At 71.7% G+C, this 21,213-nt stretch carries 16 protein-coding genes and 2 pseudogenes; 8 read left to right on the top strand and 10 right to left on the bottom strand.

Annotated elements, in window-relative coordinates:
- Positions 1-53: 53 nt before the first annotated feature.
- Positions 54-641, bottom strand: coding sequence for a hypothetical protein (locus AB0J72_RS28805; RefSeq protein ID WP_363403909.1), 588 nt, complete (start codon positions 639-641; stop codon positions 54-56).
- 1,473 nt (positions 642-2,114) lie between these two features.
- Positions 2,115-3,131, bottom strand: coding sequence for a potassium channel family protein (locus AB0J72_RS28800; protein WP_344503306.1), 1,017 nt, complete (start codon positions 3,129-3,131; stop codon positions 2,115-2,117).
- Between the two features lie 86 nt (positions 3,132-3,217).
- Here AB0J72_RS28800 and AB0J72_RS28795 point away from each other — a divergent pair, with 86 nt between their 5' ends.
- The 7 genes and pseudogenes from AB0J72_RS28795 to AB0J72_RS28765 all read left to right on the top strand — a co-directional run bounded on the left by AB0J72_RS28795 (position 3,218) and on the right by AB0J72_RS28765 (position 10,028).
- Positions 3,218-4,330: a polysaccharide pyruvyl transferase family protein gene (locus AB0J72_RS28795; protein WP_344503305.1), complete on the top strand. Its 1,113-nt coding sequence runs from the start codon at positions 3,218-3,220 to the stop codon at positions 4,328-4,330.
- On the top strand, positions 4,327-5,766 hold the full coding sequence (locus tag AB0J72_RS28790; RefSeq protein WP_363403907.1) for an FAD-dependent oxidoreductase: 1,440 nt from the start codon (positions 4,327-4,329) through the stop codon (positions 5,764-5,766). Before AB0J72_RS28795 ends, AB0J72_RS28790 begins: the two co-directional genes overlap by 4 nt.
- Positions 5,767-5,845: 79 nt before the next feature.
- Positions 5,846-6,850, top strand: a complete 1,005-nt coding sequence (locus tag AB0J72_RS28785; protein ID WP_363403905.1) for a hypothetical protein — start codon at positions 5,846-5,848, stop codon at positions 6,848-6,850.
- A 346-nt stretch (positions 6,851-7,196) separates the two neighbouring features.
- Positions 7,197-7,301 (top strand): annotated as a pseudogene (locus AB0J72_RS28780) (IS5/IS1182 family transposase); the annotation flags it as partial.
- Positions 7,302-7,540: 239 nt separating this feature from the next.
- Positions 7,541-7,876 (top strand): annotated as a pseudogene (locus AB0J72_RS28775) (transposase); the annotation flags it as partial.
- Positions 7,877-7,965: 89 nt separating this feature from the next.
- Positions 7,966-8,619 (top strand): transposase, encoded by a 654-nt coding sequence (locus tag AB0J72_RS28770; RefSeq protein WP_363403903.1) that lies wholly within the window; start codon positions 7,966-7,968, stop codon positions 8,617-8,619.
- Between the two features lie 761 nt (positions 8,620-9,380).
- The gene (locus AB0J72_RS28765; RefSeq protein WP_360566979.1) at positions 9,381-10,028 is read left to right on the top strand and encodes a 4'-phosphopantetheinyl transferase superfamily protein; all 648 of its coding nucleotides are present in this window, start codon (positions 9,381-9,383) and stop codon (positions 10,026-10,028) included.
- 380 nt (positions 10,029-10,408) lie between these two features.
- Here AB0J72_RS28765 and AB0J72_RS28760 read toward each other — a convergent pair whose 3' ends face one another.
- From AB0J72_RS28760 to AB0J72_RS28725, 8 genes are all read right to left on the bottom strand, one after another.
- The gene (locus AB0J72_RS28760; RefSeq protein WP_363403901.1) at positions 10,409-11,761 is read right to left on the bottom strand and encodes a rhamnulokinase family protein; all 1,353 of its coding nucleotides are present in this window, start codon (positions 11,759-11,761) and stop codon (positions 10,409-10,411) included.
- Positions 11,758-13,743, bottom strand: coding sequence for a bifunctional aldolase/short-chain dehydrogenase (locus AB0J72_RS28755; RefSeq protein ID WP_363403899.1), 1,986 nt, complete (start codon positions 13,741-13,743; stop codon positions 11,758-11,760). Before AB0J72_RS28755 ends, AB0J72_RS28760 begins: the two co-directional genes overlap by 4 nt.
- Positions 13,740-14,918, bottom strand: coding sequence for an L-rhamnose isomerase (gene rhaI, locus AB0J72_RS28750; RefSeq protein ID WP_363403897.1), 1,179 nt, complete (start codon positions 14,916-14,918; stop codon positions 13,740-13,742). Before rhaI ends, AB0J72_RS28755 begins: the two co-directional genes overlap by 4 nt.
- Entirely contained in the window at positions 14,915-15,238 is a 324-nt protein-coding gene (locus AB0J72_RS28745) for an L-rhamnose mutarotase (protein WP_363403895.1), read from the bottom strand. The genes rhaI and AB0J72_RS28745 overlap by 4 nt, the downstream gene beginning before the upstream one ends.
- 11 nt (positions 15,239-15,249) lie before the next feature.
- Positions 15,250-16,302, bottom strand: coding sequence for a rhamnose ABC transporter substrate-binding protein (gene rhaS, locus AB0J72_RS28740; protein WP_363403893.1), 1,053 nt, complete (start codon positions 16,300-16,302; stop codon positions 15,250-15,252).
- Between the two features lie 53 nt (positions 16,303-16,355).
- A complete protein-coding gene (locus tag AB0J72_RS28735; protein ID WP_363403891.1) occupies positions 16,356-17,369 on the bottom strand; it encodes an ABC transporter permease in 1,014 nt (337 codons plus the stop codon).
- Complete coding sequence (locus tag AB0J72_RS28730; RefSeq protein ID WP_363403889.1) at positions 17,366-18,385, bottom strand: ABC transporter permease; 1,020 nt, start codon at positions 18,383-18,385, stop codon at positions 17,366-17,368. The genes AB0J72_RS28735 and AB0J72_RS28730 overlap by 4 nt, the downstream gene beginning before the upstream one ends.
- 168 nt (positions 18,386-18,553) lie before the next feature.
- Positions 18,554-20,065, bottom strand: coding sequence for a sugar ABC transporter ATP-binding protein (locus tag AB0J72_RS28725; protein WP_363403887.1), 1,512 nt, complete (start codon positions 20,063-20,065; stop codon positions 18,554-18,556).
- Positions 20,066-20,180: 115 nt separating this feature from the next.
- On the opposite strand from AB0J72_RS28725, the gene AB0J72_RS28720 reads away from it, so the two are divergent.
- A complete protein-coding gene (locus tag AB0J72_RS28720) occupies positions 20,181-21,212 on the top strand; it encodes a LacI family DNA-binding transcriptional regulator (RefSeq protein WP_363403885.1) in 1,032 nt (343 codons plus the stop codon).
- The last annotated feature ends 1 nt before the right edge of the window (position 21,213 follow it).

Raw genomic sequence — 21,213 nt, 5'->3', positions numbered from 1 at the left:
TTCCCGCCAACGCCCCCACCGCCTCGCCCACCGTCCCACCCAGTGACCACCGTCTACGTCTTCCCCTGGCTGCGGCGCCGGCGCACCACCTCGGCCCCGATCAGCCCCGCGATGCCCAGCACGGACAGGGTGACCCAGAGCGGCGCAAGACTCCCAGCCGACGACCCCGCGCCGCCACCCTGGCCGTCCGCCGTGGCACCGGTCGCCGGAATCAGGCACGCGACCTCCACCGCCTGCACACTGGCACCGGTACTGCCGGCCGACGGAACAAGCGCCTGACAATGCCCCTCAACGGGCGCCCCGAGGTCGATCGCGACCCGCCACGTGCCGGCGGGCAGCACCCCACTCCACGTCTGCGTCCCCCGCTCGTCCCCCGTCTGCGTCAGCCGCTCCCCCACGATCGCCGACGCCTGCCCGCTCCCCGGAGCCCCGGCAGACGCTCCCGCAGGACCAGCGGACAGCGTGACCACCATCGGCTCGTTGATCGGATGCCCGTCCTGCCACTGAGCAGTGATCCACACCGACCCCCGCCCATCCGAGTGAATGGTGACGGACGCCCCACCATGCGCCCCCGCCGGCGCAGCCCACCCGAACACCAGCACGGCACCGAGCACCACCCCCGCCAGCAGCCGCCGCCCCACCACCCGAGGTCGCCAACCGCCCCCGCTACGGCGCCCAGACGCAGGTCGTCGACACCCCCACCCAATCCCCATCGCGAGCACCATCCCCAGCCCCCGACCGACACCAGATGGCCGCAACCCCGCCCCCGACCCCACAGCCAGCCTCCGCACCAACCCGCCCCCACCTCGACCTCGCCCCACGAGGAAGCGCCGACCCCCACCTGACCAACGACCACCGATCCTCCGCGCCGCACCAACCACCACAGTCGCAGCGAGAACTCGACCCACACGACGACGCCGCCCCGCAGCCGCCCCTTCGCCAGCGCCCGACCTCCGCACCACGCCGACCACCGCAGCCACAGCACGGACCCGACCCACAGCCGCCCCCTCGCCCGCGTCCAGGCTCTGCGCCGCACAGGCCACCGACGCCGGCGACGGTGCGCCTGCCGGTGCGGATGTGGCAATGGCCCGGAGCAGACCCAGCCGGCGTCGCGCAGGAACCAACCCTCGGGCAGCCCCCAGCACCGGCACCGCACCCGCCCTTCGAACCTCGCCTCGCCCCTGCGCCGCGGCACGGGCCGACCTGCCGACGGCAGACCACTTCACCAGCCCCCCGACCACCACCGGCACACCCACAGCCAACAATCCAACCAGCGCCACGAGCGGTGCCGACCCGGCCACACCAAACCACCCAAGCAACCCCGCGAACAGCGCAACGGCCCCCACGACGAACCAACCAGACAACGCCACGAACAGCATCGGTGCAGCCACCTCAACCCAACCAAGCAGCCCGGCAAGCCGCACTACGGCAGACCACCCGAACATCTCGAACAGCACGGGCGCAGCTACCCACCCAACCAGCGCCACGAGCGGGACAAGCGCCGCAACGACAAGCCGACCCAGCGGCGCCGCAAACAGCACCGGTGCCGCCACAGCAGACCACCCGAGCAACAACATGAGCGGCGCCGGCGTAGCTACCCACCCAAGCAGCGCCGCGAGCGGAACAAACGCCCCAACAACAAGCCGCCCAAGCGACACCGCAAACAGCACCAGTGCCGCCACGTCAGACCACCCGAGCAACGCCACGAACAGCACCGGCGAAGCCACCCATCCAAGCAGCACCGCGAGCGCGGCCACCCCATGCCACCCGAGCGGAACCAGCGCGGCCACGGCGAAACACCCGAGCAGTTCCGGCGAAGCGACCCATCCAAGCAGCGCCGCGAGCGGCACAAGTGCGGCAACGACAAGACACCCAAGCAGCGGTGTAAGCAGATCCGGCGTGGCCATGGCAGACCATCCGAGCTGCGTCATGAGCAGTTCCGGCGCGGCCGCCCACCCAAGCGGCGCCGCGAGCGGAACCAGCACGGCCACCCCATGCCACCCGAGCAGCGCCGCGAGCGATTCCAGTGCGGCCGGCCCGAGCCAGCCGAGTGGCGGCGCGGGCAGGACCAGCGTGGCGGAAGGGCCCTGGTGCTGGGCGGGTGGCGGGGTGGGTCACGGCATTGCGGGGACGGCCTGGGGGCGGTCGTCGCGGACGTAGACGACCATGTCGCCGGTCTGGATGGTGGTGCCTTCGGGGTCGGCGAGGGAGAGGACCTTGCCGCGGCGGAACAGGGCGATGACCAGCTCGGTCAGCTCGCGCGGCGAAGAGCCGACCTCGTCGCGGCGGGCGGAGCGCATCGCGAGGGCCATGCCCTGGCCGGGGGTGAGCAGGTCCTCGACGACCTCGATGAGCGGCGGGGCGGTCGTCGACAGGCCGAGCAGCCGGCCGGCGGTGGCGGAGGAGACGATGACGTGGTGGGCGCCGGACTGGCGGAGCAGCGGCGCGTTCTCCGCCTCGCGGGCGGCGGCGATGATGGAGACCTTGCCGGCGGTCAGCTGGCGGACGGTGAGCGTGACGAGGACCGACGCGTCGTCGCTGTCGGTGGCGATGATGATCGCCTTGGCATCCTCGACGCGGGCCTCCTTGAGCACCGTGGAGCGGGTCGCGGAGCCCTCGACGACCACGAGGCCGTCGGCCTGGGCCTGCCGGACGGCGGCCGGGTTGGTCTCGACGACGACCACCTGCGCCCGGTCCAGACCGTTCTCCACCAGGGTGCCGACGGCCGCTCGGCCCTTCGTGCCATAGCCGCAGACGATGACGTGGTTCTTCACGCGCTTCCTCCACCGCTGCAACCTGAGGTTGGTGCGGTACTGCTCGGTCAGGACTTCGAGGGTGGTGCCGACCAGGATGATCAGGAAGAGCACGCGGGCCGGAGTGATGATCAGGATGTTGGCGAGGCGGGCCGTCTCCGACACCGGAGTGATGTCGCCGTAGCCGGTGGTGGAGAGGGTGACGACCGCATAGTAGAAGCAGTCGAGGAGAGTGAGACCGTCCTCGTTGACGTCCCGGTAGCCGTCGCGGTCGACGAAAATGACCAGCACGATCGCGGAGACGAGCAGGACCGCGAAGCCGAGCCGGGCGCTGATCGCCCGCAGTGGCCCCCGCCGCACAGCCGGAAACTGGATCACGTGCTTCGCTCCACGGATTGCCCGAATGGTCGAAACCCACCATACGGGCCAGGTATGACAGAACCATGCCTGGGTAGCGAGCCGCCATGACGAGAGTGGGCGTGCTCGGCTCGTACGGTGGCTGCAACCTCGGCGACGAGGCCATCCTCACGAGCGTCCTCGCCGACCTGCGTGCCCGCCGCCCGGACGTCGACGTCCTGGTGTTCTCGCGGGAGCCGGGACACACGGCGGCGGCACACCCGGACGTCGAGGTCGCCCCCTGGGAGGGCGTGAGCCGGGACCGGACCGCGGCCGAGCTCCGGCGGCTCGACCTGCTGATCCTCGGTGGCGGCGGCATCCTGTACGACACGGAGGCCCGCCGCTACCTCAGGGTGGTGCGCACGGCGCAGGAGCAGCGGGTGCCGGTCTTCACGTACGCGCTGGGCGCCGGCCCGCTGACGGAGGAGATCGACTGCGCCATGGCCCGCGACGTGCTCGCGCAGGCGGTCGAGGTGACCGTCCGGGACGAGGAGTCGAAGGTCGCGCTCGAGGAGGCGGGGGTGACCTGCCGCGTCTCCGTGACCGCCGACCCGGCGCTGCTGCTGACGCCGGAGGAGTTCGACGCCGGGCTGCTCAGCGACTCGCTGCCACACGGGCGGCGGGTCGTCGGCATGAGCGTCCGCGAGCCGGGCCGCGCCGCGCAGCACCTCGACGCCGACGGGTACCACCAGCTGCTCGCCCACGTCGGCGACTTCATCGTGCACCGGCTCGACGCGTCGCTGCTGTTCGTGCCGATGGAGCGCTCCGACATCCAGCACGCCCACGCGGTGCTGGCCCGGATGACGGCGGCGGAGCAGTGCCGGGTGCTGCACGGCGACTTCCGGCCGGGCCAGATCCTCGGCCTCATGAAGCACCTGGAGCTGGCGGTCGGCATGCGGCTGCACTTCCTGATGTTCGCCGCGCTGGCGGGCGTGCCGCTGCTGGCGCTGCCGTACGCGGGGAAGGTCTTCGACTTCGCGCAGCGCATCGGCGCGCCGGTGCCCCGCGGGGTGGTCCGGGAGGCCGCCGGCCCGCTGCTCGCCCAGGTCGACCGGCTGTGGGACGAGCGGCCGCAGCGCCTGGACGAGACCGCGTCGCGGGTCGCGGCCCTCAAGCAGCGCGCCACGGAGACCGGCCGCCGTCTCGACGCCCAGCTCGAACGGACGAAAGTGGCGGCATGAGCGAGCCGGAACGCAACGAAGGAAACAACACGGCCGCGTTGGCGAAGCCGGCGGACTCGCACCGCGTACACCTGCCGCCGAGGACAGCGGAGTACGGCGGGCACACCGAGGTGCTCGTCGTCGGCGGAGGCCCGGCCGGGTTCGGCGCGGCGATGGGCGCGGCCGCCGCGGGCGCCGACGTCGTGCTGGTCGAGCGCTACGGGTTCCTCGGCGGCAACGCCACCGCGGCGCTCGTGATGCCGCTCATGAGCTTCCACAACGAGATGAAGCAGGCCGTCGGCGGCGAGGACAGCCGCCTGCTGCCGACCGACCACGGCGAGGGCGAGCCGGTCGTCGCCGGTGTGCTGTGGATGCTGCTGGACCGCCTGGTCAGAGCCGGTGGGGCGATCAGGCCGGCCCCGGACACCGGCTACACGGTGCCGTTCGATCCAGAGGTGTTCAAGCTCGTCACGTACGACATGCTCGGCGGCTCGGGCGTGAAGCTGCTGCTGCACGCGTTCGCCTCCGACCTGATCACGCTGCCGGACTCGTCGCGGGTGGTGTTCGAGACGAAGTCAGGCCCGGTCGTCATCGACGCCGACGTGGTCGTCGACTGCACGGGCGACGGCGACCTGGCCGCGTCGGCGGGCGCGCCGTTCGAGGTCGGCCGCCCCGAGGACGGTCTGACCCAGCCGATGACGCTGATGTTCCGGATCGGCGAGATGCAGCGCGACGGGTTCGCGTCGTACGTACAGGAGCATCCGGATCAATGGAAGGGCGTGCACGGCCTGTGGGACCTGATCCGGGCCGCGCGGGACGCCGGTGAGCTGGACCTGCCGCGCGAGGACATCCTCTTCTTCGCCACGCCGCACTCCGGTGAGGTGTCGGTGAACTCGACCCGCTTCGGCGGCCTCGGCATCAGCGTGTGGGACCTCACCCGGGCCGAGCTGACCATGCATCAGCAGCTCGACAGCATCTCGCGGTTCCTGCGCACGAGGGTGCCCGGCTTCGAGTCCTCCTACGTCATCCAGAGCGGCGTGCAGGTCGGCGTACGGGAGACCCGCCGCGTGCTGGGCGACTACCAGCTCACCGGCCAGGACGTCCTCGACGCGAGGAAGTTCACCGACGTGGTGGCGCGCGGCGCGTACCCGGTGGACATCCACAACCCCAACGGCCCCGGCACCATCCTGCGCCGCCTCCCGCAGGGCACCTCCTACGACATCCCGCTGCGCACGCTGCTGCCCCGTGACGTGGACCGCCTGCTCGTCGCGGGCCGCTGCATCTCCGGCGACCACGTGGCGCACAGCTCCTACCGCATCATGCCGATCTCCATGGCGACCGGCCAGGCAGCTGGCGTGTGCGCGGCCCTGGCGGCGCGGGCCGGGAAGCCACCGCGGGAGATTCCTGTCACGCAGATTCAGCGTGTACTGCGTGCGCAAGGCGCCTCGCTGAGCTGACCGTGCCGGCGGCGTCACGCTGCGTCCATTTCGGGGGAACGGGGTCGCCTGGGTCTGCGCGATACGTCAGGATCGATCCATGGTTCTGGCTGTCTCGCACCGGCCGCAGTCCACCACGCGCCGCGACCTCGCCGCGGCGCTCGCCACGCTGTGGCTCACCAGTGGCCTGTACCTGGACGGCTGGGCGCACTCGCACGTGCCGGAGCTGGAGACGTTCTTCACCCCGTGGCACGGCGTGCTCTACAGCGGCTATGCGGCACTCGCCCTCGCCATCGTGCCGTCCGTGCTGTGGCGCGGCCGCCCGGCCGGCCCGGTCCGCGACTGGGTCCCCGCGGGCTACGGACTCGGCCTGCTCGGCGCCGTCCTCTTCGCCGTCGGCGGCGTGGTCGACATGACCTGGCACACCCTGTTCGGCGTCGAGGCCAGCCTGGAGGCCCTCCTCAGCCCGCCGCACCTGCTCCTCCTCACCGCCGGCACGCTCATGATCACCACCCCGGTCCGCGCCGCCGCCGCCCGCCGCGCCGCCCCTTCCCTCGCCGGCGACCTGCCTGTCTTACTGAGTCTGCTGAGCGCGGTCGGCGTCGCGGCCTTCTTCCTCAACTACCTGTCGCCGTTCACCGACGCGCCGGCCGCCTTCAACGGCTTCCGCAACGGGCAGGCGTTCGGGCTCGCGCAGTACCTCGCCTTCACGGTGCTCGTCGTCACCGCCTGCCTGTTCACCTGGACCCGTCTCGGCCGCGTCCCCGCCGGCCTGGTCACGGTCGTGGTGGCGGCAGCCTCGATCCCCGACGGCGTGTTCAACGACTTCCAGCACCTCGCCGCCCAGCTCTGGCCGCTGCTCGGCGCCGTCCTCGCCGACCTCGCCGTCCAGTGGGTCGCCGCCCAGCGCCCCGACCTGGTCCCGGTCACGCTCGGCGCCCTGGTCCCGCCGCTGATCTGGTCCACGCACCTGATCGGCGTCCAGCTCTCGCTGGGGGTGGCCTGGACGGAGGAGCTGTGGTCGGGCGTCGTCGTCCTGACCGCCCTGGCCGGCGCCGCACTCGGCGGCCTCTTAACCCCATCGACCCGACCCCCTGCCACCTGAGCGCCCCCGCCCCGCGGGGCTGCTCAAGCAACGGGTCGTCGCACTCGCCGAGGCGGTGACATCGACCGGGCACCCAGGTCGACTCGACCTGCCCGACGAGCACGGCCGGTCTCTGGCCACCTCGGATCACGCCAGCGCAGGCCGCCGACACCCGCCGGCTGGAGCCATTGCTGGAGCAGGTGTCGGTCGCGGAGCCTCGCCGGTCCGGACGCCCACGCATACACCCGGACTCAGTGACCGGCGACAGAACCTACTCATCCCGGGGCCAACCAGAGCCTGCTGCGTTCACGGAGCGTGACCGCGGCATCCCAGAACCCAACGACCAGTTCGCCGGCCGAAGCGACCCGGTTGCGCCGGCGGCAGGCCACCGAACTTCCACCATGCCGCCTATCGACGCCGCAACCAGGTCGAACGCGGCTTCAACCGGCGCGGACCGGCCACCCGCTACGACTGTGAGGATATTGATGGGTCGCCTCGGAGCCGTGGTCTGACCCGCGCTACGACAGGCCGGAATGTGCGTGCCCTGAGTTTGATCTGTCGACCGAGGCTCTGGGGCGACGCTCTGCCACTGGACCGGCTGACGTGTCTCAATAGGGGCCTTGCTGCGAACAAGGCACCATCACAGTCCTTACCGCCCTGCCGGCCCGGTGACGGCCCATCCGTTCCCGAGCCATCAGGAGCCGACCGACCATGCTCAGCATGCCCGACCGCACTGCCCTCAGTCACGGCCCCCACGCGGCCGAAGTCATTCTCGGCGTGGACACCCACAAGGACGTGCACGTAGCAGCGACGCTGACCACGATGGGCGCCCTGGCCGGCACCAACACCTTCCCGACCACCACGGCTGGCTACCAGCAACTACTGCAATGGGCACGAACGTTTGGGACCGTGCGGCGCGCCGGTGTCGAGTGCACCAGCTCCTACGGCGTCGCCCTGAACCGGCACCTCCGCCAGGCCGGCGTCAAGGTCATCGAGGTCAACCAACCCGACCACAGCGAACGACGCCGGCGCGGCAAGACCGACGCCATCGACGCCGAATCCGCCGCCCGAGCCGTCCTGTCCGGCCGCGCGACCACCCTGGCCAAGTCCAGCGACGGCCCAGTGGAAATCTGCGCATGTTCCGACTGGCCAAAGACTCCGCAACCAAGTCCCGCACCCGGGCGATCAACCAGTTCAAGGCCGTCCTCATCCGCGCCGAACCGGCGCTGCGCGACGCCCTGTCCGGACTCAGCCTGCCCAAGCTCATCCGCCGATGCACCGAACTGCCGACAGATGCGCCTACCCACCCGGCGTCCGCGGCGGCATACACGCTGCAGCTGCTCTCCATACGCGTCGCCCACCTCACCGCGGAGATCGAACAGCTCACCGCCCGCATCACCGAAGCGATCGACGCCCATACGCCCACGCTGCTTCAACAGTACGGCGTCGGACCCGACACCGCCGGCGCGCTTCTCCTCGCCGTCGGCGACAACCCCGAACGCATGACCAGCGAGGCCGCGTTCGCCGCCCTCTGCGGTGTCAGCCCGATCGAAGCCTCATCCGGCAAGACCCAACGTCGCCGCCTCAATCGCGGCGGCGACCGCCGCGCCAACTCCGCCCTCTACACCATCACCATCACCAGACTCCGCTGGGACCAACGCACCCGCGCCTACGTCGAACGACGCACCAGCGAAGGCAAAACCCGCCGCGAAGCCATCCGCTGCCTCAAGCGATACATCGCCCGCGAGCTCTACCAACTCATCACCCGACGCCAACCCTCAACCCCTTGACATCCTGGGCATCAAGTTGGGCAGCCACTACCAAGCCACCCTCGACCTGGTCGAGATGCCCGCCTGGCTACGTGCCGTCGCCGACAGCCACGATCCGCGAGACAGACCTGGTCGCTTCGTCCCGTGGATCCGGCACCCGAGACCGCTTCGCCGGCAGCAGGAAGGAGCGGTGCACGGCGGACAGGGCGTGTTCCTAGGGGGCCGGGCGTGGGCAAGGGCGAACACCCCGCGGTGGGCCCAGCACCGGGCGGCAAGCGGCTGCACCACCCGCCGCCACCCGGCACCGATGCGGGCATGCAGGCGCGTCATCGCTGCCACACCGGGTCAACACCGGCGACGAGACTCTGGCCAGCGGGTTCATCCGGGTGTCCACCCCACATCCGGGGCCGGCCCACAGGATCTGCTTCGGGTCCTCCTCGATTGCCTGCCCAGATCCACCCGCCCTGGAACGGGCTTGATGCGCACCCTCGATGCCCGGCGCCGGGGTCAGGACCGGCACGACAGGGTCGTCGCTGCCGCGCCGCCCGCACCTGAGAGGTTGCCGTCGAGGTCCCGGTGTTGTGGTGTCACCTTCGAGCGGTGTGGGGTGGTCGAGCCGGCGCCTGTGGTTGGGGTGTGGGCCGTGCCGAGCATGGGTCCGGCGGCGCCCCGTCGGGGATGGTTGGTTGGCGTCGAGCTTCGTGGACCGTGGGACGCGGGTGGTGGCTGGCGGGCAGGACGAGCGCGGCGGGGAGGGGTGGTGGCGGGTAGAGTTCCGGGTCGTGCGGGACCTGTTGCCAGAGATCGTCGTCGTTGAGGTGGCTGGGGAGGACGACTGGACGGGGGTGCTGCTGCCCGACGAGGCGGCCGGGTTGTCGCCGCGGGCGGTTGACGGGCGGCGGCGGGAGTACACCGCGGGGCGGGTGTGCGCGCGGCGGGCGCTGAGCCGGGTCGGGGTGCACGGGGCGCCGGTGCTGTCGGCGCCGAGCCGGGCGCCGGTGTGGCCGGCGGGGACGACCGGGAGCATCACGCACACCAAGGGGTACTGCGCGGTCGCCGTCGGGCGGGTGCCCGAGCTGCGGGCGGTCGGGATCGACGCGGAGCGCAGGACGGTGCTGCCGGCGAACATCGTCGCGTCGATCTGCCTGCCGGAGGAGATCGCCTGGTGCGCGGAGCGGGCGGATGAGCCGTGGTGGCCGGCGGTGCACTTCAGCGCCAAGGAGACGGTGTACAAGATGTGGTCGCCGATCATGGGGACGTGGCTCGACTTCCACGACGCGAGGCTGACCATCGACCCGGTGAACGGGACGTTCGAGGCGGCGATCCTGCCGGAGAAGCTCGACCAGGAGCCGGGGGCGCCGGCGGTGTTCCGGGGGCGGTTCGCGGTGGAGCCCGACCTGATCCGCACCGCCGGCTACATCACACGATGACCCCGCTCGACCGGGCCCTGAGCGCACCCGGCACGCGCCCGTTGCCGGCGACTCTGCTGGCTGGCGGTTGCCCTTGAGATTTTGTCGTACCCGGGCGATAGCGTTCTGGGCATGACAGGCACACAGCATCGTCGGAGACCGGGAGGCCTGTGGCTCGGGCGCTGCGGCTGAGGGCATTGACAAGGCCCTGGCCCCAGAAGCTCAAGAGCAGCCAGGTAGCAGGTGCACAGATACCGCGCTCATGGCGCTTGACGACCAGTGAGCGGACCATCGACGAGGCCGAGCAACGCCTGGCACTCCACGCCTGACGAAGCCCGGCGAGTAGTCCCACTCGCAAAGGCTGTCGAACTCTCTGATGGCCATCGAAGCCGTCGACAGCGCTACGGGCGGGGCTCGTACCGGCGAGAGGGCCGCAGCAGGGCGCGCATCGACGGCAGGTCGGCGGGGATCAGGCCCAGGGCACGGGCCTGGACGAGGATGTTGCCGAGGGCGCCGGCCTCGACCGGGCCGGCCTCGACGGGCAGCTCGCAGGCGTCGGCGGTGAGCTGGCACAGCAGGGCGTTCTGCGCGCCGCCGCCGACGAGGTGGACGACGTCGACGGGGCGGCCGGTGAGGCGGCGGGCGTCGTCGATCGCGCGGCGGTACGCGAGGGCGAGGCTGTCCAGGATGCAGCGGGTCATCGCGTACGGGTCCGCGGGCACCGGCTGGTCGGTCTCCTTCAGCGTGGCGGCGATGCGGGCCGGCATGTCGCCCGGGGCCAGGAACCGCGGGTCGGTGGCGTCCACGACGCTGCGCCGGGCGGGTGCCGCGGCCGCGCCCGACAGGAGGTCGGGCAACGTGACCGCGGGGCCCCAGGCGCGCATGCACTCCTGCAGGAGCCACAGGCCCATGACGTTGCGCAGGTAGCGCACGGTGCCGTCGACGCCGGTCTCGTTGGTGAAGCCGGCCTCGTAGCTGTCGGTGGTCAGTACCGGCGACGGCAGCTCGACACCGACGAGGGACCAGGTGCCGCAGGAGATGTACGCGAACCGGTCCGTGCGCGCGGGGACGCCCACGACGGCGGAGGCGGTGTCGTGCGAGGCGACCGTCGTCACCAGGGTCTCGGGGGCGTGCAGCATGGGCCCCGCGACGGTGCCGGGGTCGCGCAGCGGCGGCAGCAGCGACGCCCGGATGCCGAGCCGCGCCACCAGCGGCAGGTCCCAGGCCCCGCCGCCGGCGGTGAGCAGGCCGGTGGTGGACGCGTTGGTGCGTTCCGCGCCGATGGTGCCGCTCAGCCAGTACGTGATGAGATCCGGGATCAGCAGCAGCGTGCGCGCGGTGTCGAGCTGTGCGGTGCGGCCGGCCGCGAGGAGCTGGAACGCGGTGTTGAACGGCTGGTTGGCGATCCCGGTCGCCGCGTAGTGCACGGCGGCAGGGACCGGCGAGACGACCGTGTCGGTGCGGGCGTCGCGGTAGTGGACGGGGTTGCCGAGGAGCCGGCCGTCGCCGTCGAGCAGCCCGTAGTCGACGGCCCACGAGTCGACGCCGACGGACTGGATCGGGCCGGCGGCGTCCAGTCCGTCGAGGATCCCCTGGTACAGGCCGAGGATGTCCCAGTGCAGGGTGCCCTGGACCTGCACCGGGGTGTTGGCGAAGCGGGCGACCTCGGTGAGGTGGACGGTGCCCGACCCGACCGAGCCCACGATCACCCGGCCGGACGAGGCGCCGAGGTCGACGGCCGCGAGGCGGTTCATCGCAGGAACGCCGCGGCCACGCCCGCGTCGACCGGGACGTGCAGGCCGGTGGTGTGCGACAGCTCGCCGCCGACCAGGGCGAACACGGCGTTCGCCACGTGCGACGGCAGGACCTCCCGTTTCAGGATCGTGCGCTGGGCGTAGAACGCGCCGAGCTCGGACTCCGGCACGCCGTAGACGGCGGCGCGTCGCGCGCCCCAGCCGGAGGCGAAGATGCCGGAGCCGCGGACGACGCCGTCGGGGTTGACGCCGTTGACCCGGATCCCGTGCTCGCCGAGCTCGGCGGCGAGCAGCCGCACCTGGTGCGCCTGGTCGGCCTTGGTCGCGCCGTACGCGACGTTGTTGGGCCCGGCGAAGACGGCGTTCTTCGAGGCGATGTAGACGATGTCGCCGCCGATGCCCTGGCCGACCATGACGCGGGCGGCCTCGCGGGCGACGAGGAACGACCCGCGGGCCATCACGTCGTGCTGCAGGTCCCAGTCGTCCACGGTGGTCTCCAGCAGTGGCTTGGAGATGGACAGGCCGGCGTTGTTGACGACGAGGTCGACGCCTCCGAACGCGAGGACCGCCTCGGCGAACGCCGCCTTGACCGCCGCCTCGGAGGTCACGTCGACGGTGACGGCCACCGCTTTGTCGGAGGTACCGATCTCGGCGGCGACCGCCGCGGCCGCATCGGTGGCCCGGTCGGCGACGACCACGCAGGCGCCCTCCGCGGCCAGCCGCAGCGCGATGGCCCGCCCGATCCCGGAGCCGCCGCCGGTCACGAACGCGACCCGCGTCGCCAGTGCCTTGGGCTTCGGGCGGCGGGCGAGCTTCGCCTCCTCCAGGGCCCAGTACTCGATCCGGAACTTCTCCGACTCGGGGATCGGCGCGTAGGTCGACACCGACTCGGCGCCGCGCATCACGTTGATCGCGTTGACGTAGAACTCCCCCGCGACCCGCGCGGTCTGCTTGTCGGCGCCGAAGGAGAACATCCCGACGCCCGGCACCAGCACGATCGCCGGGTCCGCGCCGCGCATCGCCGGCGAGTCGGGCGTGGCGTGCCGCTCGTAGTAGGCCGCGTACTCGGCGCGGTACGCGGCGAACTGCTCGGCGACGTCGTCGGCCGTCAGGACGAGCGGCCGCACCTTGGTACGCAGGAAGTGGTCCGGGCACGAGGTTCCCCGCGCGGCGAGGTCGGCCAGCGCGGCCCGCGACACGAAGTCGAGCACGACGTCCGTGTCGGTGAAGTGCCCGACCTGCGGCCGGTCGCTGGACGCCAGCCCGCGCAGCACCGGCATCAGCTCGGCCGCCCGCGAGCGGCGCTCTTGCAGCGGCAGCGGCGGGTGTACGACCGGCCCGAACGGCTCCGGGCGGCCACGGGCGGCGAGGAACTCGGTCGCGGTCCGGATGATCTCCAGGGAGTTCGCCTCGCACTCGTCCGACGTGGCGCCCCACGCCGTGATCCCGTGCCCGCCGAGGATGACGCCGATCGCCTGGGGGTTGGCCCGGTGGACGGCGGCGATGTCGAGGCCGAGCTGGAAGCCGGGCCGCCGCCACGGCACCCACAGCACCCGGTCGCCGAAGCACTCCTTCGTCAGCGCCGGCCCGTCGGCGGCGGTGGCGAGGGCGATGCCCGCGTCCGGGTGCAGGTGGTCGACGTGCGCGGCCTCCACCAGGCCGTGCATGGCGGTGTCGATCGACGGTGCGGCGCCGCCACGGCCGTGCAGGCAGTAGTCGAACGCGGCGACCATCTCGTCCTCGCGCTCCACCCCCGGGTACACGCCGGTGAGCGCGCGCAGGCGGTCCAGGCGCAGCACGGCGAGGCCCGCCTCGGTGAGCGTGCCGAGGTCGCCACCGGATCCCTTGACCCACAGCACCTCCACGTCGCCGCCGGTGACGGGGTCCGCGGCGAGGCCGACGGCCGAGGTGTTGCCGCCGGCGTAGTTGGTGTTGCGGGGGTCGGCGCCCAGGCGGCGGGAGCGGGCGATGAGGTCCTTCACGCGCCCCACCCCGCCTGCGTGCCGCCGACCCGCTCGGCACGGACCTTCTCCAGGTACCCGGACCGCTTGTACGCGCCGATCGGGTCCGGGTCGAGGCCCATGTCCTCCCGTACCGACCGCAGCAACGGCCGCACGTCGGTGTTGTACGCGTCCATGAGGACCTCGTTGGCGCCGAGGACGTCGCCGGCGTCCTGCGCGGACTTCAGGGCGGTATGGTCGACGAGCAGCGCCTTCGCGGTCGCCTCCTGCACGTTGAGCACGGACCGGATCACCGCCTGGATCTTCGGCTCCAGGTTGTGGCACTGGTCGAGCATGAACGCGATCCCCTTCTCCGTCAGCGCGTCGTCGAGCACGATCTCGTGCATGATCCGGAAGAGCTGGAACGGGTCGGCCGCGCCGACCATCAGGTCGTCGTCGGCGTAGAAGCGGGAGTTGAAGTCGAAGCCGCCGAGCTTCCCGGCCCGCAGCAGGACCGCGACGATGAACTCGATGTTGGTGCCGGGCGCGTGGTGCCCGGTGTCGATGACGACCTGCGCCCGCTCCCCCAGCGTGAGGCAGTGCGCGTAGGCGGTGCCCCAGTCGGGCACGTCGGTCATGTAGAAGGCCGGCTCGAACAGCTTGTACTCCAGCAGCATCCGCTGGTCGGGCCCGAGCCGGTCGTACGTCTCGCGCAGCGCCTCGGCCAGGCGGTCCTGCCGGGTCCGCACGTCGTCCTGGCCGGGGTAGTTGGTGCCGTCGGAGAACCACAGCTTCAGGTCCCGCGAGCCGGTGCGGTCCATCACGCCGACGCACTCCAGCAGGTGCCCGATCGCCTTGCGGCGGATGCCGGGGTCCGGGTTGGTGACGCTGCCGAGCTTGTAGTCGTTGTCCTGGAACACGTTGGTGTTGATGGTGCCGAGCGCGACGCCGAGGTCCCGGGCGTGGCGGGCGAGGTCGGTGTAGTCGTCGACGAGGTCCCACGGGATGTGCAGGGCCACGGTCGGCGCCACGCCGGTGAACCGGTGCACGGTCGCCGCGTCGGCGAGCTTCTCATACGGGTCACGGGGCACGCCCTCCTGCGGGAACACCTTGAACCGGGTGCCCGAGTTGCCGTATGCCCAGGACGCCGTCTCGATCCGCTGGCCGCGCAGCTGGGCCGCGACACGCGTGCGCGTCTCCGGGGCGAGCTCTGTCATTGCAACGCTCCAAGCTGGTGGTCGAGGTTGAACACCTCGTCGAGGACGACGAAGTGCCGACCGTTGATGAAGAACTCCGCCATCTCCGTCTGCCAGCGCCGGTCGACGTCGGTGGCGTCCATGGCGGCCTGCGCGGCGGCGAAGTCCTCGGTGAGGAGGTAGCCGACGAGCAGGCCGTCGTCGCGGAGGAAGAGCGTGTAGTCGTGCCAGCCCGCGTCCCGCAGCGCGGCGAGCATCTCGGGCCAGACGTGGGCGTGGCGGCGCCGGTACTCATCCAGCCGATCGGGTTTGACCTGGAGGGTGAAGCAGACCCGGCGCACGCCGAACCCCCTTAGAAGTTGAACTGGTCCACGTTGGAGGCGTTGAAGGTGAACGGGTCGCCGAGCAGGATCGTGCCGTCCTTGCCGACGGTGAACTCGCCGAGCTTGCCGGCCTTGAACTTGTCGCCCTCCTTGCCCTTGATGACGCCGGAGGCGAGCGACGCGCCCGCGTAGGCGGCCAGGTAGCCGAGGTCGGCCGGGTTCCACAGCGCGAACGCCTTGACGGTGCCGTCCTTGACGTAGGCCTTCATCTGGTTCGGGGTGCCGAGACCGGTGAGCTGGACCTTGCCCTTGTACGTGGAGCCGGACAGGTACCGGCCGGCGGCGGCGATACCGACGGTGGTCGGCGAGATGATGCCCTTCAGGTTGGGGTGCTTGGCGAGCAGGCCCTGCGCCTCCTGGAAGGACTTCTGGTCGTCGTCGTCGCCGTAGACGGTGTCGACGAGCTTGAGCTTGCTGTACTCCGGCTTCGCCAGCTCGGTCTTCATCATCTCGATCCAGGCGTTCTGGTTCGTGGCGTTGGCCGTCGCCGACAGGATCGCGATCTCGCCGCCGTCGGCGCCGATCGCCTCGGAGATGAGCTTGATCTGGACCTTCGCGATGCCCTCGGAGGTCGCCTGGTTGATGAAGAGGTCGCGGCACTCGGGCTTGGTGTCGGAGTCGTATGTGACGACCTTCGCGCCGGCCTTGCGGGCCTCGTTGAGGGCGCCGCAGATGGCGTCCTTGTCGTTGGCGGACACCGCGATCACGTTGGTGCCCTGCTGCGACAGCGTGTTGATGTAGCTGACCTGCGCCGACGGGCTGGCCTCGGACGGGCCGGTCTCGCTGTAGGAGCCCTTGAACTCCTCGACGGCGACCTTGCCGCCCTTGTTGTCGGAGGTGTCGAAGTACGGGTTGTTGACCTGCTTCGGCAGGAACGCGACCTTCAGGCCGCTCTTGATGGTGTCGGAGGTGGCGGTGCCGGTGTCGCCGGTGCTGCCGGAGTCGGAGTCCTCGGCGCAGGCGGTGGTGCTGAACGCGAGCGCGGCGGCTACCGCGACCGCGATGAGCTTGCCAGCTCTCATGGGATTGAATCCTTTCAGCGGGGGTCGCGCGGAAACGGGGGTGGGGGGTGTCGTTACGTGGTGCGCCGCCGGCGCAGGCGCTCGCGCGCCATGCCGACGACGTTCGGCCCGACGACCGAGGCGATGAGCAGCGAGCCGGTGATGATGGTGAGGGTGTTCGCCGGCACGTTCGCCAGTTGCAGGGCGTTGCGGAGGGTGCTGAGCAGCAGGACGGCGCCGATGACGCCGATCATGCCGCCGCGGCCGCCGAAGATGGAGACGCCGCCGAGCAGGACCGCCGCGACGACCGCGAGCTCCAGGCCGTTGCCGTTGTCGGCGCGGGCGCTGGCGAACCGGAACGTCCAGAAGACCCCGGCGAGCGACGCCATCGTGCCGGTGGCGACGAAGAGCCAGAACTTGGTGCGGGCGACCGCGATCCCGGCGAAGCGGGCCGCCTCCGTGTTGTTGCCCATCGCGTACAGGCCGCGGCCGACCGGGGTGGCGTGCAGCAGCACCCCGAACAGCACCGCGAGGACCGCGACGACGATGATCACCCACGGGATCGTGAGGCCGGGGATGGGGTTGATCGCGGCGTCGGTCCAGGCGACCGGGTAGTCGGCGACGGCCTTGTCGCCGAGGACGACGTACGCGAGCCCCCGGTACAGCGCGAGGGTGCCGATCGTGACCGCCAGCGACGGCAGCCCGAACACGGTGACGAACAGGCCGTTGACGGCGCCGAGGACCGCGCCGAGCAGCAGGCACAGCGCGATCAGCAGCGGCAGCGACGTGACCCCGTGCGCCCACAGGTCACCCATGACGGCGCAGGTGAGGCCGAGCGTGCTGGCGACGGACAGGTCGATCTCGCCGGTGATGACGACCAGGGTCATCGGCAGCGCGATGATCGCGATCGGCACGACCTCCAGGGTCACGAACCGCCAGAACCGCGGGCTGGCGACGCCGTCGATGGTCGCGGCGCCGACGACGGCGACCAGGACGAGCGCCACGAGGACCACGACGTCCCAGGAGACCACCAGGCTTCTCCTGGGCGCGGCCGGCGCGGCTTTGGCCGTGGTGCTGAGCTCGATCATTTGCCCGGGCCTCCCTGCAGGCTGCGTGCGACGCGGAGCGACAGGACCCGGTCCAGGCCGATCGCCGCGAGGATGAGCGCGCCGATCGCGGCCCGCTGCCAGAACGGGTTGATGCCGAGCACCGGCAGGGCGCTGGCGATCGTGGTGAGCAGCACGGCACCGAGCGCCGCGCCGTAGACCGAGCCGCTGCCGCCGAAGATGGCGACCCCGCCGACGACGACCGCGGCGACGACGTTGAGCTCCAGGCCGAGACCGGCGTTGGCGTCGAGGGTGCCGAAGCGGGCGACGTACAGCACCCCGGCGAGCCCGGCGAGGGCGCCGCTGGCGGTGAACGCGGCGAACACCCTCCGGCCCACCTGGATGCCCGAGAGCCGCGCCGCGGCGGGGTCGGAGCCGATCGCGTACAACTCCCGCCCGCTGCGATACGAGCGCAGGTAGAACCCGGCGCAGAGGACGACGACGACCGCGAACAGGGTCAGCACCGGCACGCCAAGGACGGTGGCGGTGCCCATGCGCAGGAACCCGTGCGGGATGTCGGCGGCGTTGATCTGCTTGCCGGTCGCCCACCGGTAGTCGATGCCGCGGAAGACGTACAGCGTGCCGAGCGTGACGACCAGCGCCGGCACCCGGGCGGCGGCGATGAGGGCGCCGTTGACCGCGCCGCACACCGCGCCGAGCGCCGTGCCGGCCAGGAGCACCACCGGGATCGGCAGCCCGGGATGGTCGAGGAACAGGGTGCCGGTCGCGAACGCCGACAGGCCGAGCACCGAGCCGACGGACAGGTCGACGTTGCGGGTGACGACCACGATCGCCTGGCCGGTCGCGAGGATCGCCAGGATCGTCGAGCCGAGCAGCAGGTCCTTGACGCTCTGCGCGTGCAGGAACCGCGGGTTGCTGATCGCGGTGCCGCCGATGAGCAGCGCCAGCGCCACGAGGATGCCGAGCTCCCGGACCAGGAACACCCGGTGGGTGAGCTTCGAGGTCCTCGCCTCGGCCCGGTCCAGCACCGCGGTCATGCCGCCACCTCCGCTGCGCTCCGGCGTCGGCCTGCCCCGAACCTGCCACACGATGACCGGCCCGAGCCGCTTCGCTGGCCGGTCATGCCGCCACCTCCGCTGCGCTCCGGCGTCGGCCTGCCCCGAACCTGCCACACGATGACCGGCCCGAGCCGCTTCGCTGGCCGGTCATGTCGCCTGTCCTGTCGCGGCCAGCATCACGGACTCCTCGTCGGCTCGGGTGCGGGGGATGTCGGCGGCGAGCCGCCCTTCGTGCATGACGAGGACCCGGTCCGCCATGCCGAGGACCTCGGGCAGCTCGCTGGAGACCATGAGCACGGCGACGCCCTGGTCCGCGAGCTCGCTGAGCAGCCGGTGCACCTCGGCCTTGGTGCCGACGTCGATGCCGCGGGTCGGCTCGTCGACGATGAGCACCCGCGGCGCCGTCGACAGCCACTTCGCCAGGACGACCTTCTGCTGGTTGCCGCCGGAGAGGGTGGCGACCGGGTCGCTCAGCCTGGCCGCCTTCACCTGCAGCCGCTCCGTCCAGGTGCGGGCGTCGCGGCGCTCCGACGGACCGAGGAGCAGCCCGAGCCGGCTCAGCGACCAGCGCCGCGGCAGGGTCGCGTTGCGCTCCACCGACAGCTCCATCACCAGGCCCTGCTGCCGGCGGTCCTCGGGCACGAGCGCGAGGCCGGCGGCGATCGCCGCGGACGCGCTGCCCTTCGCGAGGGGTCTGCCGTCGACGCGGACCTCGCCGGCGTCGTACCGGTCGACGCCGAAGACGGCGCGGATCACCTCGGAGCGGCCGGCGCCGACGAGCCCGGCCAGGGCGACGATCTCGCCGGCGCGGACGGTGAACGACACGTCCTGGAAGACGCCGGCGCGGGTGAGCCCGTCGACCTCCAGCCGGGCCTCGCGAACCTCGGCGGTGCGCTGCGGGTACATGGTGGAGACCTCGCGGCCGACCATCCGCCGCACGACCTGGTCGACGGTGAGCGCGTCGGCGGGGTCGGTGGAGACCCACTGGCCGTCGCGCATGACGGTGATCCGCTGGCAGAGGGAGAAGACCTCGTCGAAGCGGTGCGAGATGAACAGCACCGCGGCCCCGGCGTCGCGCAGCGACCGGGCGACGGCGAAGAGCCGCTCGACCTCGACCCCGGACAGCGCGGCGGTCGGCTCGTCCATGACCAGGATCCGGGCGTCGAACGACAGCGCCTTGGCGATCTCGACCAGCTGCTGGTCGGCGATCGACAGCCCGCGGGCCGGACGGTCCGGGTCGAGGTGCACGCCGAGCCTGGCGAACAGCTCGGCGGACCGGGCCCGCATCGCGGCGGTGTCGACGCGGCGCAGCGATCGCAGCGGCTGCCGGCCGATGAAGATGTTCTCCGCGACGGTCAGGTCCGGGAACAGCGTCGGCTCCTGGTAGATGACGGCGATGCCGGCGTCGCGGGCGTCGGCGGGGCCGCCGAGCCGCAGCGGCTGCCCGTCGAGCGTGATCGTGCCGGTGTCGGGGGCGTGCGCGCCGGCCAGGATCTTCACCAGCGTCGACTTGCCCGCGCCGTTCTCCCCGACGAGGGCGTGCGCCTCGCCGCCGCGCAGCTCCAGGCGCACGTCGCGCAGCGCGGCCACGGCGCCGAACGACTTGCTCACGCCCTCGAGAACCAGCACCTCGCCGTCCTCCCTTGTGAAACGTTTCATGCGATGACTACAGTGACGGTAGAAGCAGACCGTCGATGGCGTCAAGGGTTTCAATGGCGTTACCGGTTGGATACACCCTCTTCGAGTTGACACGTTTCAGAGGTACGGGAGATCGATGTCCACCACGACCGGCATCAAGGAGGTGGCCCGCCGCGCGGGCGTCTCCATCGGCACCGTCAGCAACGTGCTCAACCGACCGGAGCTGGTCGCCTCGTCGACCCGGCAACGGGTCCTCGACGCCATCGCCGAGCTGGGCTACGTGCGCAACGACTCGGCGCGGCAGCTGCGGGCCGGGCACAGCCGGCAGATCGCGCTCGTCGTGCTCGACGTGACCAACCCGTTCTTCACCGACGTGGTCCGGGGCGCGGAGGCGGCCGCCGAGGAGCACGGCGTCATGGTCGTGGTCTGCAACAGCGGCGAGGACGCCGGCCGCGAGCACCGCCACCTCGACCTCCTCGAGGAGCAGCGGGTCCGCGGTGTACTGATCACGCCCGTCGACGAGTCGCCGAACTCGCGCCTGGAGCTGCTCATCCAGCGCGGCACCCCGGTCGTGCTGGTCGACCGCGGCACCGGCCGGCACAGCCGCTGCTCGGTCGCCGTCGATGACGTGCTCGGCGGCCGGCTCGCCGGCGAGCACCTCGTGGAGCAGGGCCACCGGCGGATCACGTTCGTCGGCGGGCCGGCCTCCATCACCCAGGTCCGGGAGCGGCACGCCGGGATCTCCGCGGCCGTGGCCGGGAAGGCCGAGCTCTCGGTGGTCCCCACGCCCAACCTCACCGTCGCCGCCGGCCGGGCGGCCGCCGCCGAGATCGACGCCGCGGCCGGCTCCACCGCGGTCTTCTGCGCCAACGACCTCGTCGCGCTCGGCGTGCTGCAGGGCCTCACCCAGCGGGGCATCCGGGTGCCGCAGGACGTGGCGATCGTGGGATATGACGACATCGAGTTCGCCGCGGCGGCCGCGGTGCCGCTATCCTCCGTGCGACAGCCTCGGGAACAGCTCGGTCGCACCGCCACGGCCCTGCTGCTCGAGGAGATCGAGGACGACGGCCGCCATGAGCACCGCCACGTGGTGTTCCAGCCGGAGCTGATCGTCCGCGAGTCGAGTGGCCGGCCCCGCACCCGCCGGCCCACCACGAAAGGGCGGTGAT

The organism is Dactylosporangium sp. NPDC049742, from assembly GCF_040674675.1.
In the GTDB taxonomy this organism is placed as follows: Bacteria; Actinomycetota; Actinomycetes; order Mycobacteriales; family Micromonosporaceae; genus Dactylosporangium; species Dactylosporangium maewongense.
This window is presented reverse-complemented; position numbering and strand designations above follow the sequence as displayed.